This window comes from Thetidibacter halocola, from assembly GCF_018224955.1.
GTDB lineage: Bacteria > Pseudomonadota > Alphaproteobacteria > Rhodobacterales > Rhodobacteraceae > Thetidibacter > Thetidibacter halocola.
In genome coordinates this window covers 352,574-373,345 of the sequence record NZ_JAGTUU010000001.1, presented here as the reverse complement: position 1 = coordinate 373,345, position 20,772 = coordinate 352,574, and the positions used below count along the sequence as shown (strand labels likewise).

Annotated in this window: 19 protein-coding genes, 1 tRNA gene and 1 pseudogene; 16 read left to right on the top strand and 5 right to left on the bottom strand. The window is 66.5% G+C overall.

The genetic code is table 11. The annotated features are described in order from the left end of the window. Nucleotides 1–30 precede the first annotated feature (30 nt). From KB874_RS01595 to KB874_RS01575, 5 genes are all read left to right on the top strand, one after another. Nucleotides 31–1,497 carry an iron-containing alcohol dehydrogenase gene (locus KB874_RS01595; protein ID WP_212534782.1) on the top strand — a complete coding sequence of 489 codons (1,467 nt, stop codon included), beginning with the start codon at nt 31–33 and terminating at the stop codon, nt 1,495–1,497. Then, on the top strand, nt 1,497–3,014 hold the full coding sequence (locus KB874_RS01590) for a xylulokinase (RefSeq protein WP_212534781.1): 1,518 nt from the start codon (nt 1,497–1,499) through the stop codon (nt 3,012–3,014). The genes KB874_RS01595 and KB874_RS01590 overlap by 1 nt, the downstream gene beginning before the upstream one ends. Next, nucleotides 3,001–3,936: an HAD-IIA family hydrolase gene (locus tag KB874_RS01585; protein ID WP_249200202.1), complete on the top strand. Its 936-nt coding sequence runs from the start codon at nt 3,001–3,003 to the stop codon at nt 3,934–3,936. The genes KB874_RS01590 and KB874_RS01585 overlap by 14 nt, the downstream gene beginning before the upstream one ends. Nucleotides 3,937–3,981: 45 nt before the next feature. Next, a complete protein-coding gene (locus KB874_RS01580) occupies nt 3,982–4,317 on the top strand; it encodes a carboxymuconolactone decarboxylase family protein (protein ID WP_212534780.1) in 336 nt (111 codons plus the stop codon). Nucleotides 4,318–4,503: 186 nt separating this feature from the next. Beyond that, nucleotides 4,504–5,511: an IS110 family RNA-guided transposase gene (locus KB874_RS01575; protein WP_212534779.1), complete on the top strand. Its 1,008-nt coding sequence runs from the start codon at nt 4,504–4,506 to the stop codon at nt 5,509–5,511. 923 nt (nt 5,512–6,434) lie between these two features. On the opposite strand, the gene KB874_RS01570 is transcribed toward KB874_RS01575, so the two are convergent. After that, nucleotides 6,435–6,842, bottom strand: a complete 408-nt coding sequence (locus KB874_RS01570; RefSeq protein WP_212534778.1) for a hypothetical protein — start codon at nt 6,840–6,842, stop codon at nt 6,435–6,437. Between the two features lie 63 nt (nt 6,843–6,905). On the opposite strand from KB874_RS01570, the pseudogene KB874_RS01565 reads away from it, so the two are divergent. Beyond that, nucleotides 6,906–7,037: pseudogene (locus KB874_RS01565) on the top strand (integrase core domain-containing protein); the annotation flags it as partial. 293 nt (nt 7,038–7,330) lie between these two features. Here the strand turns inward: KB874_RS01565 and KB874_RS01560 are convergent. Together KB874_RS01560 and KB874_RS01555 are read right to left on the bottom strand one after the other, a co-directional pair. Continuing rightward, nucleotides 7,331–7,407: transfer RNA gene (locus tag KB874_RS01560), tRNA-Ile, on the bottom strand. Nucleotides 7,408–7,443: 36 nt separating this feature from the next. Continuing rightward, complete coding sequence (locus KB874_RS01555; protein ID WP_212534777.1) at nt 7,444–8,118, bottom strand: hypothetical protein; 675 nt, start codon at nt 8,116–8,118, stop codon at nt 7,444–7,446. A 117-nt stretch (nt 8,119–8,235) separates the two neighbouring features. Here KB874_RS01555 and purM point away from each other — a divergent pair, with 117 nt between their 5' ends. The 3 genes from purM (at nt 8,236) to rnd (ending at nt 11,111) form a co-directional block, all read left to right on the top strand. Then, nucleotides 8,236–9,282, top strand: coding sequence for a phosphoribosylformylglycinamidine cyclo-ligase (gene purM / locus KB874_RS01550; protein WP_212534776.1), 1,047 nt, complete (start codon nt 8,236–8,238; stop codon nt 9,280–9,282). After that, nucleotides 9,279–9,869: a phosphoribosylglycinamide formyltransferase gene (purN, locus tag KB874_RS01545; protein WP_212534775.1), complete on the top strand. Its 591-nt coding sequence runs from the start codon at nt 9,279–9,281 to the stop codon at nt 9,867–9,869. The genes purM and purN overlap by 4 nt, the downstream gene beginning before the upstream one ends. Nucleotides 9,870–9,953: 84 nt before the next feature. Then, nucleotides 9,954–11,111, top strand: a complete 1,158-nt coding sequence (gene rnd / locus KB874_RS01540) for a ribonuclease D (RefSeq protein ID WP_212534774.1) — start codon at nt 9,954–9,956, stop codon at nt 11,109–11,111. Between the two features lie 59 nt (nt 11,112–11,170). On the opposite strand, the gene xth is transcribed toward rnd, so the two are convergent. Further along, a complete protein-coding gene (xth, locus tag KB874_RS01535) occupies nt 11,171–11,953 on the bottom strand; it encodes an exodeoxyribonuclease III (RefSeq protein ID WP_212534773.1) in 783 nt (260 codons plus the stop codon). 302 nt (nt 11,954–12,255) lie between these two features. On the opposite strand from xth, the gene KB874_RS01530 reads away from it, so the two are divergent. From KB874_RS01530 to KB874_RS01520, 3 genes are all read left to right on the top strand, one after another. Continuing rightward, nucleotides 12,256–12,738: a DUF6749 family protein gene (locus tag KB874_RS01530; RefSeq protein ID WP_212534772.1), complete on the top strand. Its 483-nt coding sequence runs from the start codon at nt 12,256–12,258 to the stop codon at nt 12,736–12,738. Nucleotides 12,739–12,802: 64 nt separating this feature from the next. Further along, a complete protein-coding gene (locus KB874_RS01525; RefSeq protein ID WP_212534771.1) occupies nt 12,803–13,861 on the top strand; it encodes a DUF6902 family protein in 1,059 nt (352 codons plus the stop codon). Continuing rightward, a complete protein-coding gene (locus tag KB874_RS01520; RefSeq protein WP_212534770.1) occupies nt 13,858–14,727 on the top strand; it encodes a DMT family transporter in 870 nt (289 codons plus the stop codon). Before KB874_RS01525 ends, KB874_RS01520 begins: the two co-directional genes overlap by 4 nt. Before the next feature lie 61 nt (nt 14,728–14,788). On the opposite strand, the gene KB874_RS01515 is transcribed toward KB874_RS01520, so the two are convergent. Next, complete coding sequence (locus tag KB874_RS01515; RefSeq protein WP_212534769.1) at nt 14,789–15,112, bottom strand: HesB/IscA family protein; 324 nt, start codon at nt 15,110–15,112, stop codon at nt 14,789–14,791. Between the two features lie 78 nt (nt 15,113–15,190). Here KB874_RS01515 and KB874_RS01510 point away from each other — a divergent pair, with 78 nt between their 5' ends. The 4 genes from KB874_RS01510 (at nt 15,191) to argS (ending at nt 20,760) form a co-directional block, all read left to right on the top strand. Continuing rightward, the gene (locus tag KB874_RS01510) at nt 15,191–16,378 is read left to right on the top strand and encodes a deoxyguanosinetriphosphate triphosphohydrolase (protein ID WP_212534768.1); all 1,188 of its coding nucleotides are present in this window, start codon (nt 15,191–15,193) and stop codon (nt 16,376–16,378) included. A gap of 46 nt (nt 16,379–16,424) precedes the next feature. Then, nucleotides 16,425–17,090 carry a hypothetical protein gene (locus KB874_RS01505; protein ID WP_212534767.1) on the top strand — a complete coding sequence of 222 codons (666 nt, stop codon included), beginning with the start codon at nt 16,425–16,427 and terminating at the stop codon, nt 17,088–17,090. 5 nt (nt 17,091–17,095) lie between these two features. Continuing rightward, entirely contained in the window at nt 17,096–18,934 is a 1,839-nt protein-coding gene (locus tag KB874_RS01500; protein ID WP_212534766.1) for a cation:proton antiporter, read from the top strand. Between the two features lie 83 nt (nt 18,935–19,017). Then, nucleotides 19,018–20,760 carry an arginine--tRNA ligase gene (gene argS / locus KB874_RS01495; protein WP_212534765.1) on the top strand — a complete coding sequence of 581 codons (1,743 nt, stop codon included), beginning with the start codon at nt 19,018–19,020 and terminating at the stop codon, nt 20,758–20,760. The last annotated feature ends 12 nt before the right edge of the window (nt 20,761–20,772 follow it).

The window sequence follows — 20,772 nt, the reverse complement described above, 5'->3', positions numbered from 1 at the left end:
CGCCCCAACAACCGGAAACCGGAGGTTCCCATGCCCCTCGATCTCGTCCTCAGCGATCTTTCCCGGCTCGACCGCGTGCGGCAGGTGCTGGCCGAGAACGACCCGAACCGCCAGTTCGCCGCGCTCGACATGGCCGAGGTGCATATCTCGGACGAGGTGCTCTCGCAGCTGACCGAGGTGATCGACCGCCACCTGCTGACCGCCGGCAGGCCGCCAAGCCGGTCGACCGAAGTCCGCATGATCGTGGACCCCGTGACGATCCGGCGGGGTGCGGCTGACCTGAAGGCCGAGGTCGAGGCTCTGCTGCGGGCGCGCTATGCCGTGACCCGCGTCACGCTGGATGACGGCCATGCCATCCTGCACGCGGATGAGCCCGTGCTGGACGCTGCCGCGCGCGCCTCGGTAGGCGCCGACGTGATCGTGTCGGTCGGTGGCGGCACCATAACGGACGTCGCCAAGATCGCCGCCGAGCGGGCAGGCGTGCCGGTGCACGTTGTGGTGCAGACCGCAGCCTCTGTCGACGGCTATACCGACAACTTCGCCGTGGTCCTGCAGAACGGGGTCAAGACCACGCTGCTGTCGCGCTGGCCCGAGGCCGTGCTGACCGACACCCGCGTGATCGCCGACGCGCCGCATTACCTGAACGCCTCGGGCTTTGGCGAGCTTCTGTCGATGTATGCCGCGCCGGGCGACTGGTATCTGGCCTCGCGCATGGGGATGGACCCGAAATACGCGCCCGTCCTGCTGGAAATGCTGGGCCTCTGCGGAGAGGGCGTCGAGGAGTGGTCGACCGGTGTCGGCACCGGAGAGCCCGAAGCCTGCGCCCGCCTGGCCACCGCGCTCGCCATGCGCGGGATCGTGACCGGCGTGGGCGGCACCACCGCCTCGCTGTCGGGGATGGAGCATCTCGTCAGCCACATGTTCGACATGGTCGCGGGCGAGTTGCACGAACCCACTGGCCTGCACGGCGCGCAGGTGGGAGTCGGCTCGGTCATCCGCGCCGCCGCCTGGGAAGTGTTCTGCGAGCGTGTCGAGGAAGAGGGGCTGGACACTGACCGCCTGTTCCCAGGGGTCGGCACGCGCGAGGCAGCGGTGAAGGACAGCTTTGCCTGGCTCGACGCTTCGGGCCGGATCGGCGCGGAATGCTGGGGTCGCTACCAGGCCAAGATGACCGCCTGGCATGGCAACCGCGCACGGATCGAGGCGACCTTCGCGGACTGGAGCGCGCTGCGGGCCGAGCATGACCGGCTGGTCTTCGGTTCGCACCGGCTCGCGCGCTACCTGCACCGCGCCGGATCGCCCAAGCGCTTCATAGATCTCGATCCCGCCCCTTCGGCAGACCGGCTGGCCTGGGTCGTGGCGAATTGCCAGTTCATGCGCGAGCGTTTCACCGTGGCTGACCTGCTGACATTGGCGGGCTGGTGGGACGAGGCGGGCGTCGCCCGCGTGCTGGACCGGGTCGAGGCGGCCTGCGTGGCGGCCGAACGGGGGGCGTGATGGGCGATCTCGTCCTTGCCATCGACTGCTCGACCACCGCGTCCAAGGCGGTCGTCTGGGACATGCAGGGCCGCGCGGTCAGCATGGGCCATGCGGGGTTCAGCCACGCCGCGCCGCAGCCGGGTTGGGGCGAACAGGACCCCGGCGACTGGTGGACAGCGACGGTCACGGCGATCGGCAAGGCTTGCGGGCGGATCGACGTCTCGCGCCTGGCCGCGCTGTCGATCACCCATCAGCGCGAGACCTTCGTCTGCCTCGACGAGGCGGGCCATGCACTACGCCCCGCGATGCTGTGGCTCGACACCCGCGCGACGGAAGAGGTCGCGCAATTTGGCTCGGATGCCGTGCATCGCAAGACCGGCAAGCCGCCCAACACCGCGACCAGCTGGTACAAGCTGCTCTGGCTGCGGGCGCACGAACCCCGCACGCTGGACAGCACCGCGCGGATCGCCGACGTGCATGCCTACCTGGTCAACCGCCTGACCGGCGAGTGGGCGACCTCCTGGGGCAGTATCGACCCGCTGGGCGTACTCGACCTCGAAACCTTCGCGCTGGATGACGATCTGATCGACCGGATCGGCCTGACCAAGGCGCAATTCCCCAGCGTCCATGCGCCCGGCACCGTTCTGGGAACGCTGCGGCGCGAGGTGGCCGACCTGCTGGGCCTGACCCCCGGTCTGCCGGTCGTGGCGGGGCTGGGTGACGGGCAGGCGGCCGGGCTGGGTGTCGGCATCACCCGTCCGGGCGAGGCCTATCTGAACCTCGGCACAGGCATCGTCTCGGGCACGTTCAGCGCCGAGTATCGCACCGACCGCGCCTTTCGCACCATGACGGGCGGGGTGCCGGGCACCTACCTGATCGAGACCTTCTTCGGCGGCGGCACCTACAACGTCACCTGGTTCACCGAGCGCTTTTCCGGCATCGGCGGGCAGCCCTTCGGGTTGGACCTGTCGCCCGAGCGCATCCTCGAGGCCGCCGCCGCCGACCTGCCCGCCGGGGCCGAGGGGCTGCTGGCGCTGCCCTACCTGACCGGCGTGCTGACGCCCTACTGGGACAGCAACGCGCGCGGTGTGCTGTTCGGCCTGTCGCCGCGCCACGGCAAGGCGCATGTCTATCGCGCCATCCTCGAGGGGCTGGCGCTGGAACAGCGGCTGTCGACCACCGGAGCCGAGGCGGCGATGGGCACGCGGACCGAGCGTTTTCGCCTGATGGGCGGTGGCACGCGCAGCCGGCTGTGGAGCCAGATCGTCGCCGACGTGCTGGATCGCCCGGTGGAAATCGCCCGCGAGGCCGAGGCGACCTGCCTTGGTGCGGGCATGCTGGCCGCCGCGGGCGCCGGGCTGTTCCCGAGCATCGGCGCGGCCTCGGACGCGATGAGCGGGGGTGGGCGCCAGCATTTGCCGGACCCCGACCAGACCACCCGCTATGACCGCCTGTTCGGGGTCTACAAGGACCTTTACCCGGCCCTGCGCGACCAGTTCGCGCGCCTCAAGGACGTGATGCATGAGCTTTCCTGACCGACGCATGACCGCCGCCTCGGCGGTGCCGATGCTGCCGCTGGCCGAGGCCTGGGCGCGCTACGAGGCGATCCGCGACCGCCTGCCCGCCGCCGGAGCGCCGGGCCGGACCCGGCAGGTGGCCGGGCTGCTGGACGTGGCCGACGAATTCGACGGCTTCCTGTTCGACAGTTTCGGCGTTCTGAACGTGGGCGAGACCGCCATTCCCGGCGCCGCCGAGTGCCTGACGGCGCTGCGCCGGATGGGCAAGCGCATCCGCATCCTGACCAACGCCGCCAGCTATACCGGCGACGCCGCGCTGGCCAAGTATCGCCGCATGAACCTAGACGTCGCCCGCGACGAGATCGTGTCCAGCCGGGACGTGACCCTGGCCCATCTCGGCAGCGTGGCCCAGGGATTGCGCTGGGGCGCCATCGCGGCCGAGGACGACTGCTTTGCCGATGCCGTGGGACATGCGATGGTCGACCTGCTTGATCCGGGTGTGTCATGGGACGCGGTCGAGGGTTTCGTCTTCCTGTCCTCGGCGCGCTGGACCGTCCCCTTGCAGGACCGGCTTGCCGAGGCACTCATGCGCCGGCCCCGGCCCGCGGTGATCGGCAATCCCGACCTTGTCGCCCCACGCGAAGGCGGTCTGACGGTCGAGCCCGGCTTCTGGGCGCATGATCTGCAGGACCGGACCGGGATCGTCCCGCGTTTCTTCGGCAAGCCCTATCCAGAGGCCTTCGAGATCGCCTTGTCCGACATGGGGCCGGGCCGATACGCGATGATCGGCGACACGCTGCACACCGACATCCTCGGCGGCCAGGCGGCGGGGCTGGCGACCATTCTGGTCACCGACCACGGGCTCTTCGCCGGGCAGGACACTGCGCCCTTCATCGCCGCCAGCGGCATCGTTCCCGACATCGCCCTGCCGTCGATCTGACTGGCGAGCCCTTTCCTCATGACACACCAAACGAAAGATACGGACATGGCCACGGATACCAAGGACAAACTGACCGCCGCCAAGACGCGCATGGGCGCCTTCGCCAAGGCCGCGCCCGGCTTGATGGAGGGGTTCGTAAAGGTCTCGAAGACCGCGACGGCCGCGGGCCGCTTTTCTTCGGCGCAGAAGGAGCTGATCGCCACAGCCATCGCCGTCGCGAAAGGCTGTGAGGACTGCATCCTCTATCACGTCGACGGCGCCCGTCGTCATGGCGCCGAAGAGGCCGACCTCATCGAGGCGCTCGAAGTCGCGGTCGAGATGGGCGGCGGGCCCGCGCTGATGTATGCCGGCAAGGCGCTGGAGACGTTTCGAGGCCTGTAAGGGCTGCAACGCGTCCAGAGCGCGTTTTTTCGGTTCGTGATGGACTGAATGGCCTTGGTCAGACGGCTTACGCCGCAGCGTCACTTAGCAATAGCAAGTTCCACCTGACCTAATGGGATGAACTGCCTTCCCGCCATGACCGCGGCTATGGTCGTGGAGATCGGCGGAGGAGGAAGGAGCATCCTGATGGAGATCGCAGTTTTGGGCATCGATCTGGGGAAGGCATCTTGCAGTGTTGCGGGTCTGGATGGTGACGGCGCAGTTGTTGTGCGCAAACGCATTCAGCGCCATCGCTTGTTGGCCTTTCTCTCACCTTGCATAGTAGCGATGGAGGCATGCGGCGGCGCTCGCCACATCGGCCATTTCTGCGTCGAGCAAGGACACGAGCCGCGCCTGATGTCGCCCCTGTATGTTCGGCCCTACGTGAAGGTCCACAAGACCGACGACCGAGACGCCGAAGCGATCGCGGAAGCAGCCACGCGTCCGACCATGTCCTTCGTGACATTGAAAGCGCCCGAGCAACTCGATCTTCAGGCGATCCATCGGGCGCGGGAACGTCTTGTCCAGAACCGGACCCGCCTGGTGAACCAGGCCTGCGGCTTTCTGATGGAGCGAGGCATTCGTATCGGCACTGGCCGGCATGTCTTTCAGCGCGAACTGGCGAGGCTGCTGGAAGATGACGACGCCTCTCTGATGCCAGGCAAGATCCGCATCCCGTCCGACATGGCGGTCGAATTGGCCGAGATCAACGAACGCGTGACCGGCCTCGATGCAGAGATCCGTGCTCATGCGCGCCGCGACGCCTACATGCAACGCCTCATGGAGATCCCGGGCGTAGGCCCCACCATCGCCACTGCGCTCGTCGCGGCAATCGGCGACGGCGGCAGTTTCAAACGTGCGAGGGACCTGTCCGCTTGGCTGAGACTGGTGCCGAGGCAGATCACGACCGGCGGCAGGGCGCGCCTCATTGGCATTTCCAAGCACGGCAACAGCTATCTTCGAAAGCTGTTCATCCATGGTGCCCGGACTATCCTGCACCGATCGACGCCGTTGGCGCGATGGGTCGATGCGCTGAGATCGAGAGCGCACGCCAACGTTGCCGGCGTCGCCATGGCAAACAAACTGGCACGGATCGCATGGGCCGTGCTGACCAAGGGCGAACGGTACCGACCGAGCGCTCTACTGGCAGAGTGATCTGAACGGAAACGGAGAAGGGATCTGCGGGCGAGAAGGAGATGGACAAACGACCTGATCGGCGGTGAGCAAGTCTGACGGGGGCATGGCCTGGGAGAGCCGATGACCTAATCAGACGCACGCCGCGCGACTTCCCATCTTGGTCAGGGGCGAATGCATGCCCCGCAAAAAGACCGAATACATAGAAGCAGGGTCACCGGTGCATCGAAAAATCGCTTGCAGGGGAAGGCAGTTCATACATGCCTCCCGCGAAATCCCTCACCGTGGTGTCGGGTCTGCGCCAACTTTGAAGGAGCAGACGAATGCGAAAGAGCCGTTTCCTCGTCAGCCGACACGTCACTGTTGCGACGCGCAGCAATCTCTCGACGGCCGTCCCTGTTTCAATTTTGTCGATCGGCACCAGTGGTCTCCTTTCGTGTGCTTTGGATTGATGAAGAACACTTGTATGCACGGCTTGCCCGGCGGAAAATTCCTTGTGTCGTCGCGATCCAGCCCAGTCTCGTCGCTGTTTTCTGGCGCCGCTTCTTTTGTATTCCACTCTTGTTCTGACGTTCCAAGGCATTCTTTTGGGATATTCTTGAGCCGGGCCAGAGGGTTGGGTCGCTGTCGCCGATCTAAACCTGGATTTTGCCTCCCGTTGCACGGTGATGGCGTCGAAAAGTCCGGAATCTCGACCGAGTTGCACGGAATTTGCTGCCGCACACACGGCGGGCTTCAGCGTCTGTGCGGTGCGGGTTGGTCATTTGTACGGTGCTGACGGCTGTTTGCACGGTGTGAAGCGGTTTTTGCACGGGGGCAAGCAGGCCCATCTCCTGCGCGTCACCAGGCAGGAGATAGACATGGCGGCGCGCTCGCCGCGCCGGTTAGTCGGGCCTGGAAGGGCTACTGGCATCGACGTGCAGCGTGACAGCGTCTCCTGCCGCTCAGACGCACATGCCTTGCCGCTTCTCCAACATGCGCACGAGCTTGCGGCGCTTGGCGTGACGCAGCGCCTGGACGACCTTGAACACCACAGAGTTCCGCGGCACCGTGTCCGTGATCTCGAGGTCGCGCTCGATCATTACCCGTTCGGCCAACTCCCGCGTCTTCATCTCGGCCCCATCCCCGAGGTGCCGCACACAGATCTCGGCGATCTCGTCCTTCTTGAAGAAACCATGGCTCACAATATAGCGCGCCTGATGACGCTCTGGCGCCGCGAACAGCTCGATGGTCGCGTTCACGTGGGCGAGGTCGTGCTTGGCGTGCGCGATCTGGGCCTCGTACGCCTTGATCTGCCCGAGGATCTCGGCGCGCTTGTGCTTCAGTGTCTGGACGATCAGGGGCTCGCTCATACCCTCAATTGCACCCCAAGCCGCAATCCTGGTCCATCCGGCAACTTGGTGCATCTGCTACCTAAGACCGAATGCCTAAACGAACACCTGTTCCCGTCTCTGTGCCATGCCTGCCTCACGATTGTGGCATGGCGCACTGACTACAATCACCAACGGCCTCACTCCAGCCTCGCTGGTCTGACGCCATTCGAATAGGCTATCCGGTCAGAATAAGACGAAAACCTGGACAGAGCTAACCAAAATTAGCGGACTCAAAGGGGAGCAGGTCAAACCTTTTGGCGCAGTGCGGCGCCTCACAATACGAAGTCATGTCCGTCATGTCGCACACCGAGGCCAAGACCTCAGAGATCTACACCCGCAATGTCGAGCGGGCCCTCCTTGCGCGAACCGGTATGACTCGATTCTGAGGCCTCAATGTGGACCACGAGGATTTTGGCGCGGTCCACAATTGACAAAAGTCCAATGAAAGCAATGATAAAATTGGATTTTGGTAGGCCCGGAGGGACTCGAACCCCCAACCAAGGCGTTATGAGCGCCCTGCTCTAACCAATTGAGCTACAGGCCCACCATGGATGTTTGACTAGCATCAGGCGCGGGCAGGTCAAGACGCGATCAAGGTGTAGACTCGCAGGACAAGTGCCGCCATGAGCGGCAGCCCGTAAATCAGGCCGCGCAGAAAGCCAGACGGCTGGCCGCGCTTGATCAGGTCTGCGATCTCGATCCGTTGCGCCTTGGTCGGGGTATCCGCCAGATCGTGCATGAGCGCGACGGCGCGTCGGGTGAAATCGGATTTCTGCGCCTTCCAGACGGTGATGGCCCAGACCACATGGACAAGTGTGAGCAGAAGCGTTGTGAAGGCCATCAGGACAAGTGCCAGGCCGTTCCACGGATTGTCCCGCGCGGCGGTCCAATAGGCACGCCGGTCAAAGGGCAGGGAGGTCGGATGGATCATGACCAAGAGTTCCAGCAGCCCGATCAGGGCGGCCAGAAGCGTGTAGAGGAAAGCCAGCATCAGGCACAGGTTGAAGGCGCGCCACCCAAGGGGCGGGCCATAGACGCGCCCGACCCAGCCCAGCAGCCCGTCCAGTGTCAGGTAGTAGCCGTCCGCCTCGCGGCATTCGTGCGGGTCGATCAGGGCCGCACGATGGTCGGGCGAGGCGATGACCGCCTCGAGCCGCAGCCACCAGCCCTGCCAGAGCGCGACCGCGATACCCGAGAACAGGCCGAGAGCAATCATCAGCCCCCAATCGAACCACTGAAACCATGTTCCTGGCACGACGTCCCCTTCAGCCCGTCACGGTTGAGGTTTTCGCGCCCGGTGCCGCGCATCAACCCTCGCCGTTGCAGCGCGGCTGCGGATAGGCTAAGCGGCCCGCAACATGCGGAGGGCGCAATGACCAACGGCAAGACAGGGATGACCTACGCGCAGGCGGGCGTGGATATCGATGCGGGCAATGCGCTGGTCGAGCGGATCAAGCCGGCGGCGAAACGCACCGACCGCCCGGGCACGGTATCGGGCCTCGGTGGCTTCGGCGCGCTGTTCGACCTTAAGGCGGCGGGCTACAACGACCCGGTGCTGGTCGCGGCGACGGATGGCGTGGGGACCAAGCTGCGCATTGCCATCGACACCGGCCTGGTCGACGGCGTCGGCATCGACCTGGTCGCCATGTGTGTCAACGACCTGGTCTGCCAGGGGGCGGAGCCGTTGTTCTTCCTCGACTACTTCGCCACCGGCAAGCTGGAGACAGAAGTTGCCGCGCGGGTGATCGAGGGCATCGCCGAGGGCTGCCTGCGCTCGGGCGCCGCGCTGATCGGCGGCGAAACGGCGGAAATGCCGGGCATGTATCCGGCGGGCGATTTCGACCTGGCCGGGTTCGCTGTCGGCGCGATGGAACGCGGCGGCGCGCTGCCCGCGGATGTCGCGGTGGGCGACGTGCTGCTGGGGCTGGCCTCGGACGGGGTGCATTCCAACGGCTACAGCCTGGTGCGCAAGTTGGTGGAACTGTCTGGTATCGACTGGGATGCGGCCTGTCCCTGGGGCGCGGGCACGCTGGGCGAACAGTTGCTGACGCCGACGCGGCTGTATGTGCGGCCGGCGCTGGCGGCGGTGAAGGCGGGCGGCGTGCATGGCCTGGCCCACATCACCGGCGGCGGCCTGACAGAGAACCTGCCGCGAGTGCTGCCCGAGGGCATGGGCGCGACGATCGACCTTTCGGCTTGGGCGCTGCCCGACATCTTCCGCTGGATGCGCGGCGTGGGCGACATCGCCGAGGCAGAGATGCTCAAGACCTTCAACTGCGGCATCGGCATGGTTGCCGTCGTCGCCGCCGACCGGGCGGATGCGCTAACGGACCTGCTGACGCAGGCGGGTGAGACGGTGCTGCGCCTGGGCCATGTCACCGACACGCCCGGCATGCACTACGAGGGCCGGCTGGTTTGAGGCGCGTCGCGATCCTGATCTCGGGCGGCGGGTCGAACATGGTGGCCCTTGCCCGAGACATGACAGGCGACCACCCGGCGCGGCCCTGCGTGGTGCTGGCCAATTCCGACGATGCGGGCGGCCTAGCCAGGGCGCGCGCCCTGGGCGTCCCGACCGAGGTTGTGGATCACCGCCCGTTCAAGGGTGATCGCGTGGGCTTCGAGGATGCGCTACAGGCGGCGCTGGCGCCGCATGAGCCCGACCTGATCTGCCTTGCCGGGTTCATGCGCGTCCTGACCGCTCATTTCGTGACGCCGTGGGCGGGCCGAATGCTCAACATCCACCCGTCGCTCTTGCCGAAATACCGCGGGCTGCACACTCATGCCCGCGCGCTCGCAGCAGGCGACACCGAGGCCGGCTGCACGGTGCACGAGGTCACGCCAGCTCTGGACGATGGCCCGATCCTGGGCCAGGCGCGGGTGCCGATCCTGCCGGGCGACACGCCCGAGACGCTCGCCGCCCGCGTTCTTGAGCAGGAGCACATCCTGTATCCGGCTGTGCTGCGCCGCTTCGCCGCCGGGGACCGAACTGCCGTTCTGCTGCCGTGAGCGTGCTTTTCCCTATGCGCATGGCATGGTATACACTGGCACACGGGGTGCCGCGACAATAACGAAAGAAGAAGATCCGACCCTATGCAGACCATCACCACGACCGACGCCCTCGCCGCCTTTTGCGCGCGTGCCAAGGGTCAGCCCTATGTCTCCGTGGATACCGAATTCCTGCGGGAACGGACCTACTATTCGAAACTCTGCCTGGTGCAGTTGGCCTTGCCCGGCAAGGACGATGCCGACGCGGTCCTGATCGATCCACTGGAAGACGGCCTGTCACTCGAGCCGCTGCTGGAGGTGTTCCGCGACCCGAACATCGTCAAGGTGTTCCACGCGGCGCGGCAGGACCTGGAAATCTTCTTCATCGACAATCGCGTGATCCCGGCGCCGCTCTTCGACACCCAGGTGGCCGCGATGGTCTGCGGCTTCGGCGAGCAGGTGGGCTACGAGACGCTGGTCAAGCGCATCGCCAAGGCGCAGGTCGACAAGTCCAGCCGCTTTACCGACTGGTCGCGCCGCCCGCTGACCGACGCGCAAAAGAAATACGCGCTGGCCGACGTGACCCATCTGCGCCAGATCTACGAGTTTCTGAACCGCAAGCTGCACGAGTCCGGCCGCGACCGCTGGGTGGCCGAGGAACTGGGCGTGCTGATGGACCCGGAAACCTACATCACCCGCCCGCATGAGGCGTGGATGCGGGTCAAGACGCGGTCCTCCAGCCCGCGCTTCCTGGCCATCGTGCGGGAACTGGCGGCGTTCCGCGAGGATTTCGCCCAGTCGCGCAACATCCCGCGCAGCCGGGTGTTCAAGGACGATGCGCTGGTCGAGCTGGCCTCGACCAAGCCTGTGACGCACCAGGACCTTGGCCGCTCGCGCCTGTTGCTGCGCGAGGCGCGCAAGGGCGAGATCGCCGACGGGATTCTCGCCGCTGTGGATCGCGGCGTGAACTGCCCCAAGGAAGACCTGCCCCGCGTCGAGGAGGAAGCCGACAAGGCTCAGGTCAACCCGGCGCTGGCCGACCTGCTGCGGGTCTTGCTCAAGGCCAAGACCGAGGATTTCGGCGTCGCGTCCAAGCTGATCGCGCAGGCCGCCGATCTGGACCGCATCGCCAGCGGCGCGCGTGACGTGGCGGCGCTGTCGGGCTGGCGGCGCGAGGTCTTCGGCGAGGATGCGCTGCGGCTGTGTGACGGGCGGATCGCGCTGGCGGCAAAAGGCAAGACCGTCAAGGTCATCGAGATCTGAACGACCCGGGCGGGACGAAATCCCGCCCTACGCCGTGCGCCTCGCCCCCCCCCCCGGCCTCAGAGATCCAGGTCGACCCAGACCGGCACGTGATCCGACGGCTTGTCGCGGCCGCGCACGGCGCGGTCGATCTGGCAATCGGTCATCAGGTCCGCGGCCTGCGGCGTCAGCAGCAGGTGGTCGATGCGTATGCCATTGTCTCTTTCCCATGCGCCCGCCTGGTAATCCCAGAACGAGTAATGTCCCGGCGCCTGCACGCGGGCGCGGAACGCCTCGGTGAAGCCGAGGTTCACGATCCGCCGGAACGCCGCGCGCGTCTCGGGGCGGAACAGCGCGTCCTCGGTCCAGGCCTCGGGGCGGGCGGCATCCTCGGGCTGCGGGATCACGTTGTAGTCGCCTGCCATCATCGCCGGCATCTCGGACGCCAACAGATCGCGCGCGCGCGCCTCGAGCCGTTCCATCCAGGCCAGCTTGTAGTCGTATTTCGGACCCGGCGCCGGGTTGCCGTTGGGCAGATACAGACCGCAGAGCCGGCAGGCATGCTTCTCGCCAATCACCGTCGCCTCGATCCAGCGGGCCTGTTCGTCGCTGTCGTCGCCCGGCAGGCCGCGCGTCACGTCCTCGAGCGGATGTTTCGACAGGATTGCAACGCCGTTGAACCCCTTCTGCCCGTGCGTTTCGACATTGTAGCCGCGGTCTTCGAAAGGCTCGCGGGGAAAGGCCTCGTCGACCGACTTGATCTCCTGGCACAGGACGACATCGGGCTGCGCCTCGTCCAGCCAGTCGGTGAGGGCGGTCAGCCGCGCCTTGATGCCGTTGATGTTGAAGGTTGCGATCTTCATTTGGCGCGCCTCCGGACGTTTGATCCAGCTATCGCCCATGCCGCGCCGGGACGCAAGCAGACCCGATTCGTGTTGCATGAAGGGCGTTCGATGGCCGTTGCCTGGGGCGAAAAACAGTTATCCACAGAAAACTTGTGCCTGTGGAGATCTTTTGTTTCCGTTTTGGCAACAAATTTTGGTGATCAATCTTCATGTGGATAATTCAAAAGTTAATAAACTTTAACTAGAAAACACTTCCCAGATTTCATGCAGGGCGCGCATCGTTTGGTCATCAAACCACTCATCCACAAAGGAGAAACACGATGACCGCTCTCAAGAAGCACCTGAAGTCTGAAGAAATCCTTTCGACCCGTGGCACCACCGCGGCCCTGACCGGCGACGCCGTCGAGGCGTTCACCTCGTGGTCGGGACCCGCAGCGGGTGACCTGGCATCGGGCTGCTCGGTCGAGGCCTTCACCTCCTGGTCCGGCCCGGCACGCGGCGAGCGCGGCACTGGCGACAATGTCGAGGCCTTCACCTCGTGGTCCGGCCCGTCGACCACCGCCCGCGATGCAGGCGACGCGGTCGAGGCGTTCACCAGCTGGTCCGGCCCGGCGCGCGGCGAGCGTAGCACCGGCGACAATGTCGAGGCCTTCACCTCGTGGTCCGGCCCGTCGACCACCGCCCGCGACGCAGGCGACGCGGTCGAGGCGTTCACCTCCTGGTCCGGCCCGGCGCGCGGCGAGCGTGGCACCGGCGACAATGTCGAGGCCTTCACCTCGTGGTCCGGCCCGGTCAAGGCCTGATCCCCACCCCGTGCGGGGGCGGCCCAGGCCGCCCCGACGCCACACCAATCGACAGGAGCAGATCATGGGCACCGTTATCCAGCTTTCCCTTCCGTCCCGAATCGCACCAATGGCAGAGCGTGTCTCGGCGCTGATCGGGCTTTTCGCCACGCAGCGGCGGGTCGAGGACGACGTGTTCTGGCTGAAGGAAAACGCCGAGCTTCTGAACATCCTGGAATGCACGGGCATCTCCGTCGATCCGGCGTCCCTTGCCGTGCATGAGGGTTTTTACACCCGGGCAGAGGAACGCCTGCGTTTCTTTCCTCAGTACTACCGCTTTATCCTGTCTTTGACGCTGGATATCGAAGCACTGGGCATGAAGGGTGATGCGGGCGAACGGATGGCGCATTTCGCCGCCGACCAGGGCCTGGCCGATGCCGAACTGTCGGACCTGCAACGCGCCGAGGCGCGGCGGCTGATGATGCGGCGCGGCATCGATCCGCTGAACGATCCGGGGCTGGACGACCGGCTGCGCGCCTTCGCTGCCCGCGACCGCACCTTTGCCCTGCCGAACAAGAAAGCGGCCTACGAGCTGACCCATATCGCTTATTACCTGTCGGAATACGGTCGCCGCGACCCGCGCCTGCCGCAATCGGCGGTCCGCAGCCTGCATTTCGCCGGGCTGACCGCCTTCCTCGAACAGAATGCCGACCTGCTGGCCGAGATCTGCATCGCGCTGATCCATGCCGGAGAGACGCCGCCCGAGATCTGGACCGACTGGCTTGGCGCGCAGACCCGCGGCTTTGCCACCGAAAGCGGCCCCGGCGTGCCCTTGCAGGACGATTACCACGAGTTCTTCGTGTGCAACTGGCACGCGGCGACGGTCGGCGCGCCGGTGTTCCGGATACCGGTCGCGATGGAACGGACGCGGTTCGACCGCGCCGCGCGCCCCGCGCCGCTGCGCGAGATCAGCCTTGCGCTGATGGAACTCGAGGGCGCGCGTTGCGGCGAGTGGCCCGTGATGCGACGGCGCATGGCGCCACACCTGTCTCCCGAAACCGTCGATCTGATCGAGATCGCAGCCGCCTCGAGCGTGCATTTCGACGCCTTCTTCGAAGGGTTTGCCCGGGCGGGTGCAGCATGAAGGGCGCGACCCTCGGGGCCGTGCTGGTGGTGCTTTACACCGGCATGATGGCCGCCGCCGACGGCATCACCAAGCTGATCGCCGGCGGCTATTCCGCGCCGCAGCTGTTTGCGCTCTCGGCGCTGATGGTCTGCGCCTTCTCCGCCGCCGCCGCCCGGCAGACCGGTGAGGGGCTGCGGGTGCAGGCGCGGGGCGTGATGGCGTTGCGCACGGGGCTGACGGTGATCGCGTCGCTGGCCTTCTTCATGGCATTCCGGCTGCTGCCCTTCGCCGACGTGTTCCTGTTCATCGGGCTGATCCCGCTGTTTGCCGCGGCCCTGTCCGGCCCGGTGCTGGGCGAGACGCCGCGCCCGATGGCCTGGATGGCGCTGAGCCTTGGGGCAGGGGGAATCCTGTTCCTGATGCCCGGCGGTCTCAGCGCGGCGCAGGCAGGCCATGCCTGGGCGCTGTTGGCGGCGCTGACCGGCTGCGGCTCGATGCTGGCCGCGCGGGTGATCGCGCGGCAGGAGCGCAAGCCGCTGGCGCAGGTCTTCTGGCCCAATCTTGGCCTGATGCTGACCATGGGCGTGGCGCTGCCCTTTGTCTGGCAGCCGATGACCGCGACGGATTTCGGCTGGGTCATGGCCTACGCGGTGGCGCTGTTCGGCGCACGTTACGTGGTGGCCGAGGCGCTGCGCCTGCTGCCCGCCTATGTCGCGACGCCGCTGATGAACCTGCAATTCGTCTGGATGGTCGCCATCGGCATGGCCGCCTTCGGCGAGGTGCCGGGCACGGGCACGGTGCTGGGCGTGATGCTGGTCATCGCCTCGGGCCTGTGGCTGGTGGCCGAGGAAAGCGTGGTGCGCGGCCGCACCGCCCGGGCCTGAGTCTCGTGTTCAACGACAAGGGCGCCCCTCGGGGCGCCCTTTGGCTTGTCCGGTAAACCCGTCAGATCGAGAAGGACGTGCCGCAACCGCAGGAACTTGAGGCGTTCGGGTTGTCGATGACGAAGCGCGCGCCGATCAGCTCGTCGGAAAAGTCGATCACCGCGCCGGCGAGGAAAGGCAGCGAAACCGGGTCGACGACGACCCGCTGGCCTTGTCCCTCGATCACAAGGTCCTCGGTTGCGGGATCGTCCAGCTTGATCTCGTATTGAAAGCCCGAGCAGCCACCGCCTTCGACGGCCACGCGCAGCGCCTTGCCCTCGTTGCCCGCGCCGATCTCGGCCAGGCGGTCAAAGGCGCGTTCGGTGACTTTGGGTGGCAGGTTCATGGCGATCCTCGGCGGTTTATCTTCGCGTCAATGAAGAATATATGAGGCATCGGGACGGACGACAAGGAGCGGCGCGCAATGCCGGCGGCCTATGCATGCGATCCCGCGCAGGCGCGCGGGCGGCTTCATCCTGAAGAGGAAAGCGCCTTTCGCTCGTGCTTCCAGCGCGACCGCGACCGCATCATCCATTGCAGCGCCTTCCGGCGGCTGAAGCACAAGACGCAGGTCTTCGTCGAACACGAGGGCGATTTCTATCGCACCCGGCTGACGCATTCGATCGAGGTGGCGCAGGTCGCGCGCACGATCTCGAACGCGCTGGGTCTGGATACCGACCTGACAGAGGCGGTGGCGCTGGCGCATGACCTGGGTCACACGCCCTTCGGCCATACCGGCGAGGATGCGCTGAACGCGCTGATGCATCCCTATGGCGGGTTCGACCACAACGCGCAGACCATCCGCATCGTGACAAGGCTGGAGCGCCATTACGCCGAGTTCGACGGGCTGAACCTGACCTGGGACACGCTCGAAGGCATCGCCAAGCATAACGGCCCGGTCGTCGGCCCGGATGGCCTGCCGATCTCCCTCGGCCCACTGCCCTATGCCTTGGCGGAATACAACGCCTTGCACGACCTGGAACTGCACAGTCACGCCAGCGCCGAGGCACAGGTCGCGGCGCTTTCCGACGATATCGCCTACAACAACCACGACCTGCATGACGGGTTGCGCGCCGGGCTATTCGAGGAAGAGCAGATCGCCCACCTGCCGCTGGTCGGTCCGGCCTACGCCGAGGTCGATGCGCGCTATCCGTGTCTCGATCCCTATCGCCGCCAGCACGAGGCGCTGCGGCGGGTCTTCGGCGCCATGGTCGGCGACGTGCTGGAGACATCGCGGGCCCGTCTTCAGGCGGCGGGTTGTGCCGACGCGCAGGCGATCCGTGACCTGGGCCACCCGGTGATCGCCTTTTCCTCGGGCATGACCGCGGCGATCCGCGACATCCGCGCCTTTCTCTTTGCCAACATGTATCGCGCGCCCCGCGTCATGGAGCAGCGCGCCCGCGTGACCCGCGCGCTCGAAGCGCTGTTCCCGCTATACATGAACGACCCCGCGCTGCTGCCGCGGCGCTGGCAGTCCGAGATCGAGGCCGCGACGACCGAAACCGCGCTGGCGCGGCTGGTCGCAGATTACATTGCCGGCATGACCGACCGGTTCGCACTCCAGGAACACGCGCGCCTGACCGGCGAGGACGTGATGCGGGACGGAAGCTGACGATGCGCGCTAGGCGCGTCGGCGCGGTTATGGCAGAACACCGGCCATGATCCAGCCCGCCACCAGGAAACGCGATATACCGCCCGAACCCGTCGCCGTGATCGGCGGTGCCGAGCACCCGGTGGGTCGTTGCCTGCTGGAGCGGCTGGTGGCGCGCGGCCTGCGCGGCGTGGCAATCGGCGCCGACGAGGAATGCCTAATGAATATCGCCCGCGCCGTCGGCCCGATGGTCGATACCCTCGGGCTGCGCCCGGGTCGCGGAGCGCTTTTCACCCATCTGCGCGAAGCCTGGGGCGCCATGCCGGTCACGGTCTATGTCGACCTGATGGCGCTGGCCGAGACTCCCGAGGCGCAGGGCAGCGAACGCATCGCGCGGGCCGCCGCGCTGGCCGCGGCGCTGGGGCAGGGCATCCGCGCCGGTAGCGCGCGCGGCGTGATCGCCGTGCCGCGGATCGAGGGCAGCGATGCCGCGCCGCGCAGCTTCGAGGGGCTGGTGCGGCAACTGGACAGCGACCTTCGGCCGGGCCGGATGCTGGGCCTGTCCTTTCCGCCGCACCCGGACTGGACCGGGGCCGAGATCGACTCGGCCGCCGACGCGATCCTGTCGCTGTCGGAAAACGCCTCGCGCGGGCTGAAGGGCGGTGTCATCCTGTCATGGAACCCGCAAGAGGCGGGAGCGTTGGGGCAGGACCGTTTGACGGACGAGGGGTAACAAGAATGGCAGTAACCGAGGCTGCGTCCAGCGGGCTGGACGCGACACTGGCCTTTGCGCTGGTGGGTGCATTGGGCGTCGGCAGCCAGTGGCTGGCCTGGCGGTTGCGCCTGCCGGCGATCGTGCTGATGCTGTTGGCAGGTCTGATCATCGGGCCGGGGCTGGGCCTGCTCAATCCGCGGGAGCAGTTCGGCGACATGCTGGCGCCGATGGTCGCCATCGCCGTCGCGATCATCCTGTTCGAGGGCGGCCTCACGCTGAACTTTCGGTCGCTGTCCGACGCTGCCAAGGGCGTGCGGCGGCTGGTGATCGTCGGCGGGCCGCTGGGCTGGGCGGCCTCGACCGCCGCGCTCTATTATGTTGCGGGCCTCAGCATCGAGGCGGCGGCGGTCTTTGGTGGCATCATGATCGTCACCGGTCCGACCGTGATCGCGCCGCTCCTGAGGCAGGCGCGGCTGTCGAAACGTCCCGCCGCCCTGCTGCAATGGGAGGCGATCGTCAACGATCCGGTCGGCGCGCTGGCTGCCGTGCTGGCCTTCGAGGTGGTCATCGTGATGCAGACCGCCACCGGCCCGGCCGAGGCGGCGGGTGCGCTGCTGACCGGAATCGCGGTGGCGAGCGTGCTGGGCGGCGCAGCGGGCTGGGGCCTGTCCAAGGCGTTCCGCATGGCCTGGGTGCCGGAGTACATGAAGGTGCCGGTGCTGTTCGTGGTCATGCTGGGTGTCTTTGCGATGTCCGACTCCGTGCTGCACGAATCCGGGCTGCTGGCCGTGACGATCATGGGGCTGTGGATCGCCAATGCCGACCTGCCAAGCTACGCTGAGATGCGGCGCTTCAAGGAACACGCGACGATCCTGCTGGTTTCGGGCGTGTTCATCCTGCTGGCGGCGGGGATGAGCCTGGACGTGCTGTCGACGCTGGATTGGCGGGCTGCGGCCTTTGTCCTGGCCGTGATCCTGGTGGCGCGGCCGCTGCCGGTTCTGGCCGCGCTGGCCTTTTCCAATATCCCGTGGCGCGAACGCCTGCTGGTGGCCTTCACCGGGCCGCGCGGCGTGGTGCTGGTGGCGGTGGCGGGCCTGTTCGGCGAGCGGCTGGTCAGCCTGGGCATCGCCGATGCCGACCGCATCGCACCGCTGGCTTTTGCGCTGGTCTCGGCCACGGTGGTGCTGCATGGATTCACCCTTGCGCCGATGGCACGGCTGCTGGGCCTGTCGGCCTCCGAGGCGCCCGGCGTGCTGATCCTGGGCGGCAGCCGCTGGTCGGTGGCGCTGGGCCAGGCGCTGACCAAGCTGGAACTGCCGGTGATGGTGGCCGATGCGAACCACGCCCATCTGCGCGCCGCGCGCGAGGCGGGTTTGCCGGTCTTCTGGGGCGACATCCTGTCCGAGGCGGCCGAACACCGGCTGGAACTAGCGGCCTATGAAAAGCTGATCTGCGCCACCGACAACGATGCCTACAACACGCTGGCCGCTACCGATCTCGCGCCGGAATTCGGCCGCGAGAACATCTTTCAGCTCAAGCGAGTCAAGCAGTCCAGCACCCGCCACGCGCTGCCCGCCACGCTGGGCGGAAGGGCGATCGGCGCCGACGACACCTTCTTCGACGCCAACGCGCGCCTGTCCGAGGGCTGGGAATTCCGCGTCACGCGCGTGACCGAGGAATTCACCATGGACGACTGGATCGCCAAGCATCCCGAGGCCATCATCACCGCCGAAATGGGCCCGAACGGAACGCTGCGCCTGTTCGCGGAAGGAGAACGGCCCAAGGCGAACAAAGGCGCGCGCTTCATTGCCTTGATGCCAGCCCGGCAGGAGCGCCGGCAGGGGGGCGGACAGGCGGGCTGACTGGCGGGGGCGTGAGAAAACCGATCCTGTTTGACCCGCCCGATCCACATGATAGAGGGTGCCCGTCACGCAGGAGCCTATCCATGAACCTCTTTTCCGATATCCGCACCGCCGTGCTGGGCGCCATCGCCGCGATGCAGGCAGAGGGCGCGCTGCCCGAGGGGCTCAACACCGATCCCGTCACCGTCGAGCCGCCGCGCGACCCGCTGCATGGCGACATGGCCACGAACGCCGCGATGGTGCTGGCCAAGCCCGCCGGCCTGAAGCCGCGCGACATCGCCGAGACGCTGGCCGCGAAGCTGGCGGACGACCCGCGCATCGCCAGCGCCGAGGTTGCCGGGCCCGGCTTCCTGAACCTGCGGCTGGAAAACACCGTCTGGCAGGGCCTGCCTGCGGCGATCCTGCGGCTGGGCCGGGATTACGGGCGCTCTGACCTGGGCGCAGGGCTGAAGGTCAACGTGGAATATGTCTCGGCCAACCCGACAGGGCCGATGCATGTCGGTCATGCCCGCGGCGCCATCGTGGGCGACGCCATCGCCAGCCTGCTGGCCTATGCCGGTTATGACGTGACGCGCGAATACTATATCAACGATGGCGGCGCGCAGGTCGATGTCCTCGCCCGGTCGGTCTACAACCGCTATCTCGAGGCGCATGACCTGACGGTGGACTGGCCCGCGGAATCCTATCCCGGCGAATACTTGGAGCCGGTGGGCGAGGCGCTCAAGGCCAAGGTGGGCGACATCTGGCTGAACGCCCCCGAGGAGGTCTGGCTGGAGCCGGTGCGCGAATTCGCCACCGACGCGATGATGGACCTGATCCGCGAGGACCTGGCCGCACTTGGCGTGCACATGGACCACTTCTTTTCCGAGAAGTCGCTGTATGGCACGGGCAAGATCGAGGCGGCCATCGAGAGCCTGCGCGCCAAGGGCCTGATCTATCGCGGCGTGTTGCAGCCGCCCAAGGGCAAGACCCCCGAGGATTGGGAGCCGCGCGAACAAACCCTGTTCAAGTCCACCGAGCATGGCGACGATGTCGACCGCCCGATCATGAAATCGGACGGCAGCTGGACCTATTTCGCCCCCGACATCGCCTATCACTATGACAAGATCACCCGCGGTTTCGACCAGCTGATCGACATCTTCGGCGCCGATCATGGCGGCTACGTCAAGCGGATGAAGGCGGCGGTTTCGGCGCTGTCCGACGGCCGCGTGCCGCTGGACATCAAGCTGTTGCAGCTGGTCAAGCTTTACAAGAACGGCGAGCCCTTCAAGATGTCCAAGCGGGCCGGGACTTTTGTCACGCTGCGCGACGTGGTCGACATGGTGGGCGCCGATGCCGCGCGGTTCCAGATGCTGACGCGCAAGAACGACGCGCCGCTGGATTTCGATTTCGACAAGGTTGTGGAACAGTCCAAGGAAAACCCGATCTTCTACGTGCAATACGCCCATGCGCGGATCTGCTCGGTGCTGCGCAAGGCGGCCGAGCAGGGGATCGACGTGTCGGACGCCACGCTGGCGGCGGCGGACACGTCCGGCATGACCCACAAGGCGGAACTGGCGTTGGCGGGCAAGCTGGCGGAATGGCCACGCTTGGTCGAGATCGCCGCCCGCAACCACGAGCCGCACCGCGTCGCGACCTACCTGACGGAACTCGCCTCGGACCTGCACGGGCTTTGGAACATGGGTAATGACGACACCAGCCTGCGCTTCATCCAGGACGATCCGGCCACATCCCGGAGCAAGATCGCGCTGGCACGTGCGGTGGCTGTTGTGATTTCCGCAGGCCTTGGTATCCTTGGCGTCACACCGGTCGAGGAAATGCGCTGACAAAGGCGCCCC

Bases quoted from the DNA above. Each gene is read 5' to 3' on its own strand.
- KB874_RS01595 (WP_212534782.1), top strand. From the start codon at position 31: ATGCCCCTCGATCTCGTCCTCAGCGATCTTTCCCGGCTCGACCGCGTG.
- KB874_RS01590 (WP_212534781.1), top strand. From the start codon at position 1,497: ATGGGCGATCTCGTCCTTGCCATCGACTGCTCGACCACCGCGTCCAAG.
- KB874_RS01585 (WP_249200202.1), top strand. From the start codon at position 3,001: ATGAGCTTTCCTGACCGACGCATGACCGCCGCCTCGGCGGTGCCGATG.
- KB874_RS01580 (WP_212534780.1), top strand. From the start codon at position 3,982: ATGGCCACGGATACCAAGGACAAACTGACCGCCGCCAAGACGCGCATG.
- KB874_RS01575 (WP_212534779.1), top strand. From the start codon at position 4,504: ATGGAGATCGCAGTTTTGGGCATCGATCTGGGGAAGGCATCTTGCAGT.
- KB874_RS01570 (WP_212534778.1), bottom strand. From the start codon at position 6,842: ATGAGCGAGCCCCTGATCGTCCAGACACTGAAGCACAAGCGCGCCGAG.
- purM (WP_212534776.1), top strand. From the start codon at position 8,236: ATGACCAACGGCAAGACAGGGATGACCTACGCGCAGGCGGGCGTGGAT.
- rnd (WP_212534774.1), top strand. From the start codon at position 9,954: ATGCAGACCATCACCACGACCGACGCCCTCGCCGCCTTTTGCGCGCGT.
- xth (WP_212534773.1), bottom strand. From the start codon at position 11,953: ATGAAGATCGCAACCTTCAACATCAACGGCATCAAGGCGCGGCTGACC.
- KB874_RS01530 (WP_212534772.1), top strand. From the start codon at position 12,256: ATGACCGCTCTCAAGAAGCACCTGAAGTCTGAAGAAATCCTTTCGACC.
- KB874_RS01525 (WP_212534771.1), top strand. From the start codon at position 12,803: ATGGGCACCGTTATCCAGCTTTCCCTTCCGTCCCGAATCGCACCAATG.
- KB874_RS01520 (WP_212534770.1), top strand. From the start codon at position 13,858: ATGAAGGGCGCGACCCTCGGGGCCGTGCTGGTGGTGCTTTACACCGGC.
- KB874_RS01515 (WP_212534769.1), bottom strand. From the start codon at position 15,112: ATGAACCTGCCACCCAAAGTCACCGAACGCGCCTTTGACCGCCTGGCC.
- KB874_RS01510 (WP_212534768.1), top strand. From the start codon at position 15,191: ATGCCGGCGGCCTATGCATGCGATCCCGCGCAGGCGCGCGGGCGGCTT.
- KB874_RS01505 (WP_212534767.1), top strand. From the start codon at position 16,425: ATGATCCAGCCCGCCACCAGGAAACGCGATATACCGCCCGAACCCGTC.
- KB874_RS01500 (WP_212534766.1), top strand. From the start codon at position 17,096: ATGGCAGTAACCGAGGCTGCGTCCAGCGGGCTGGACGCGACACTGGCC.
- argS (WP_212534765.1), top strand. From the start codon at position 19,018: ATGAACCTCTTTTCCGATATCCGCACCGCCGTGCTGGGCGCCATCGCC.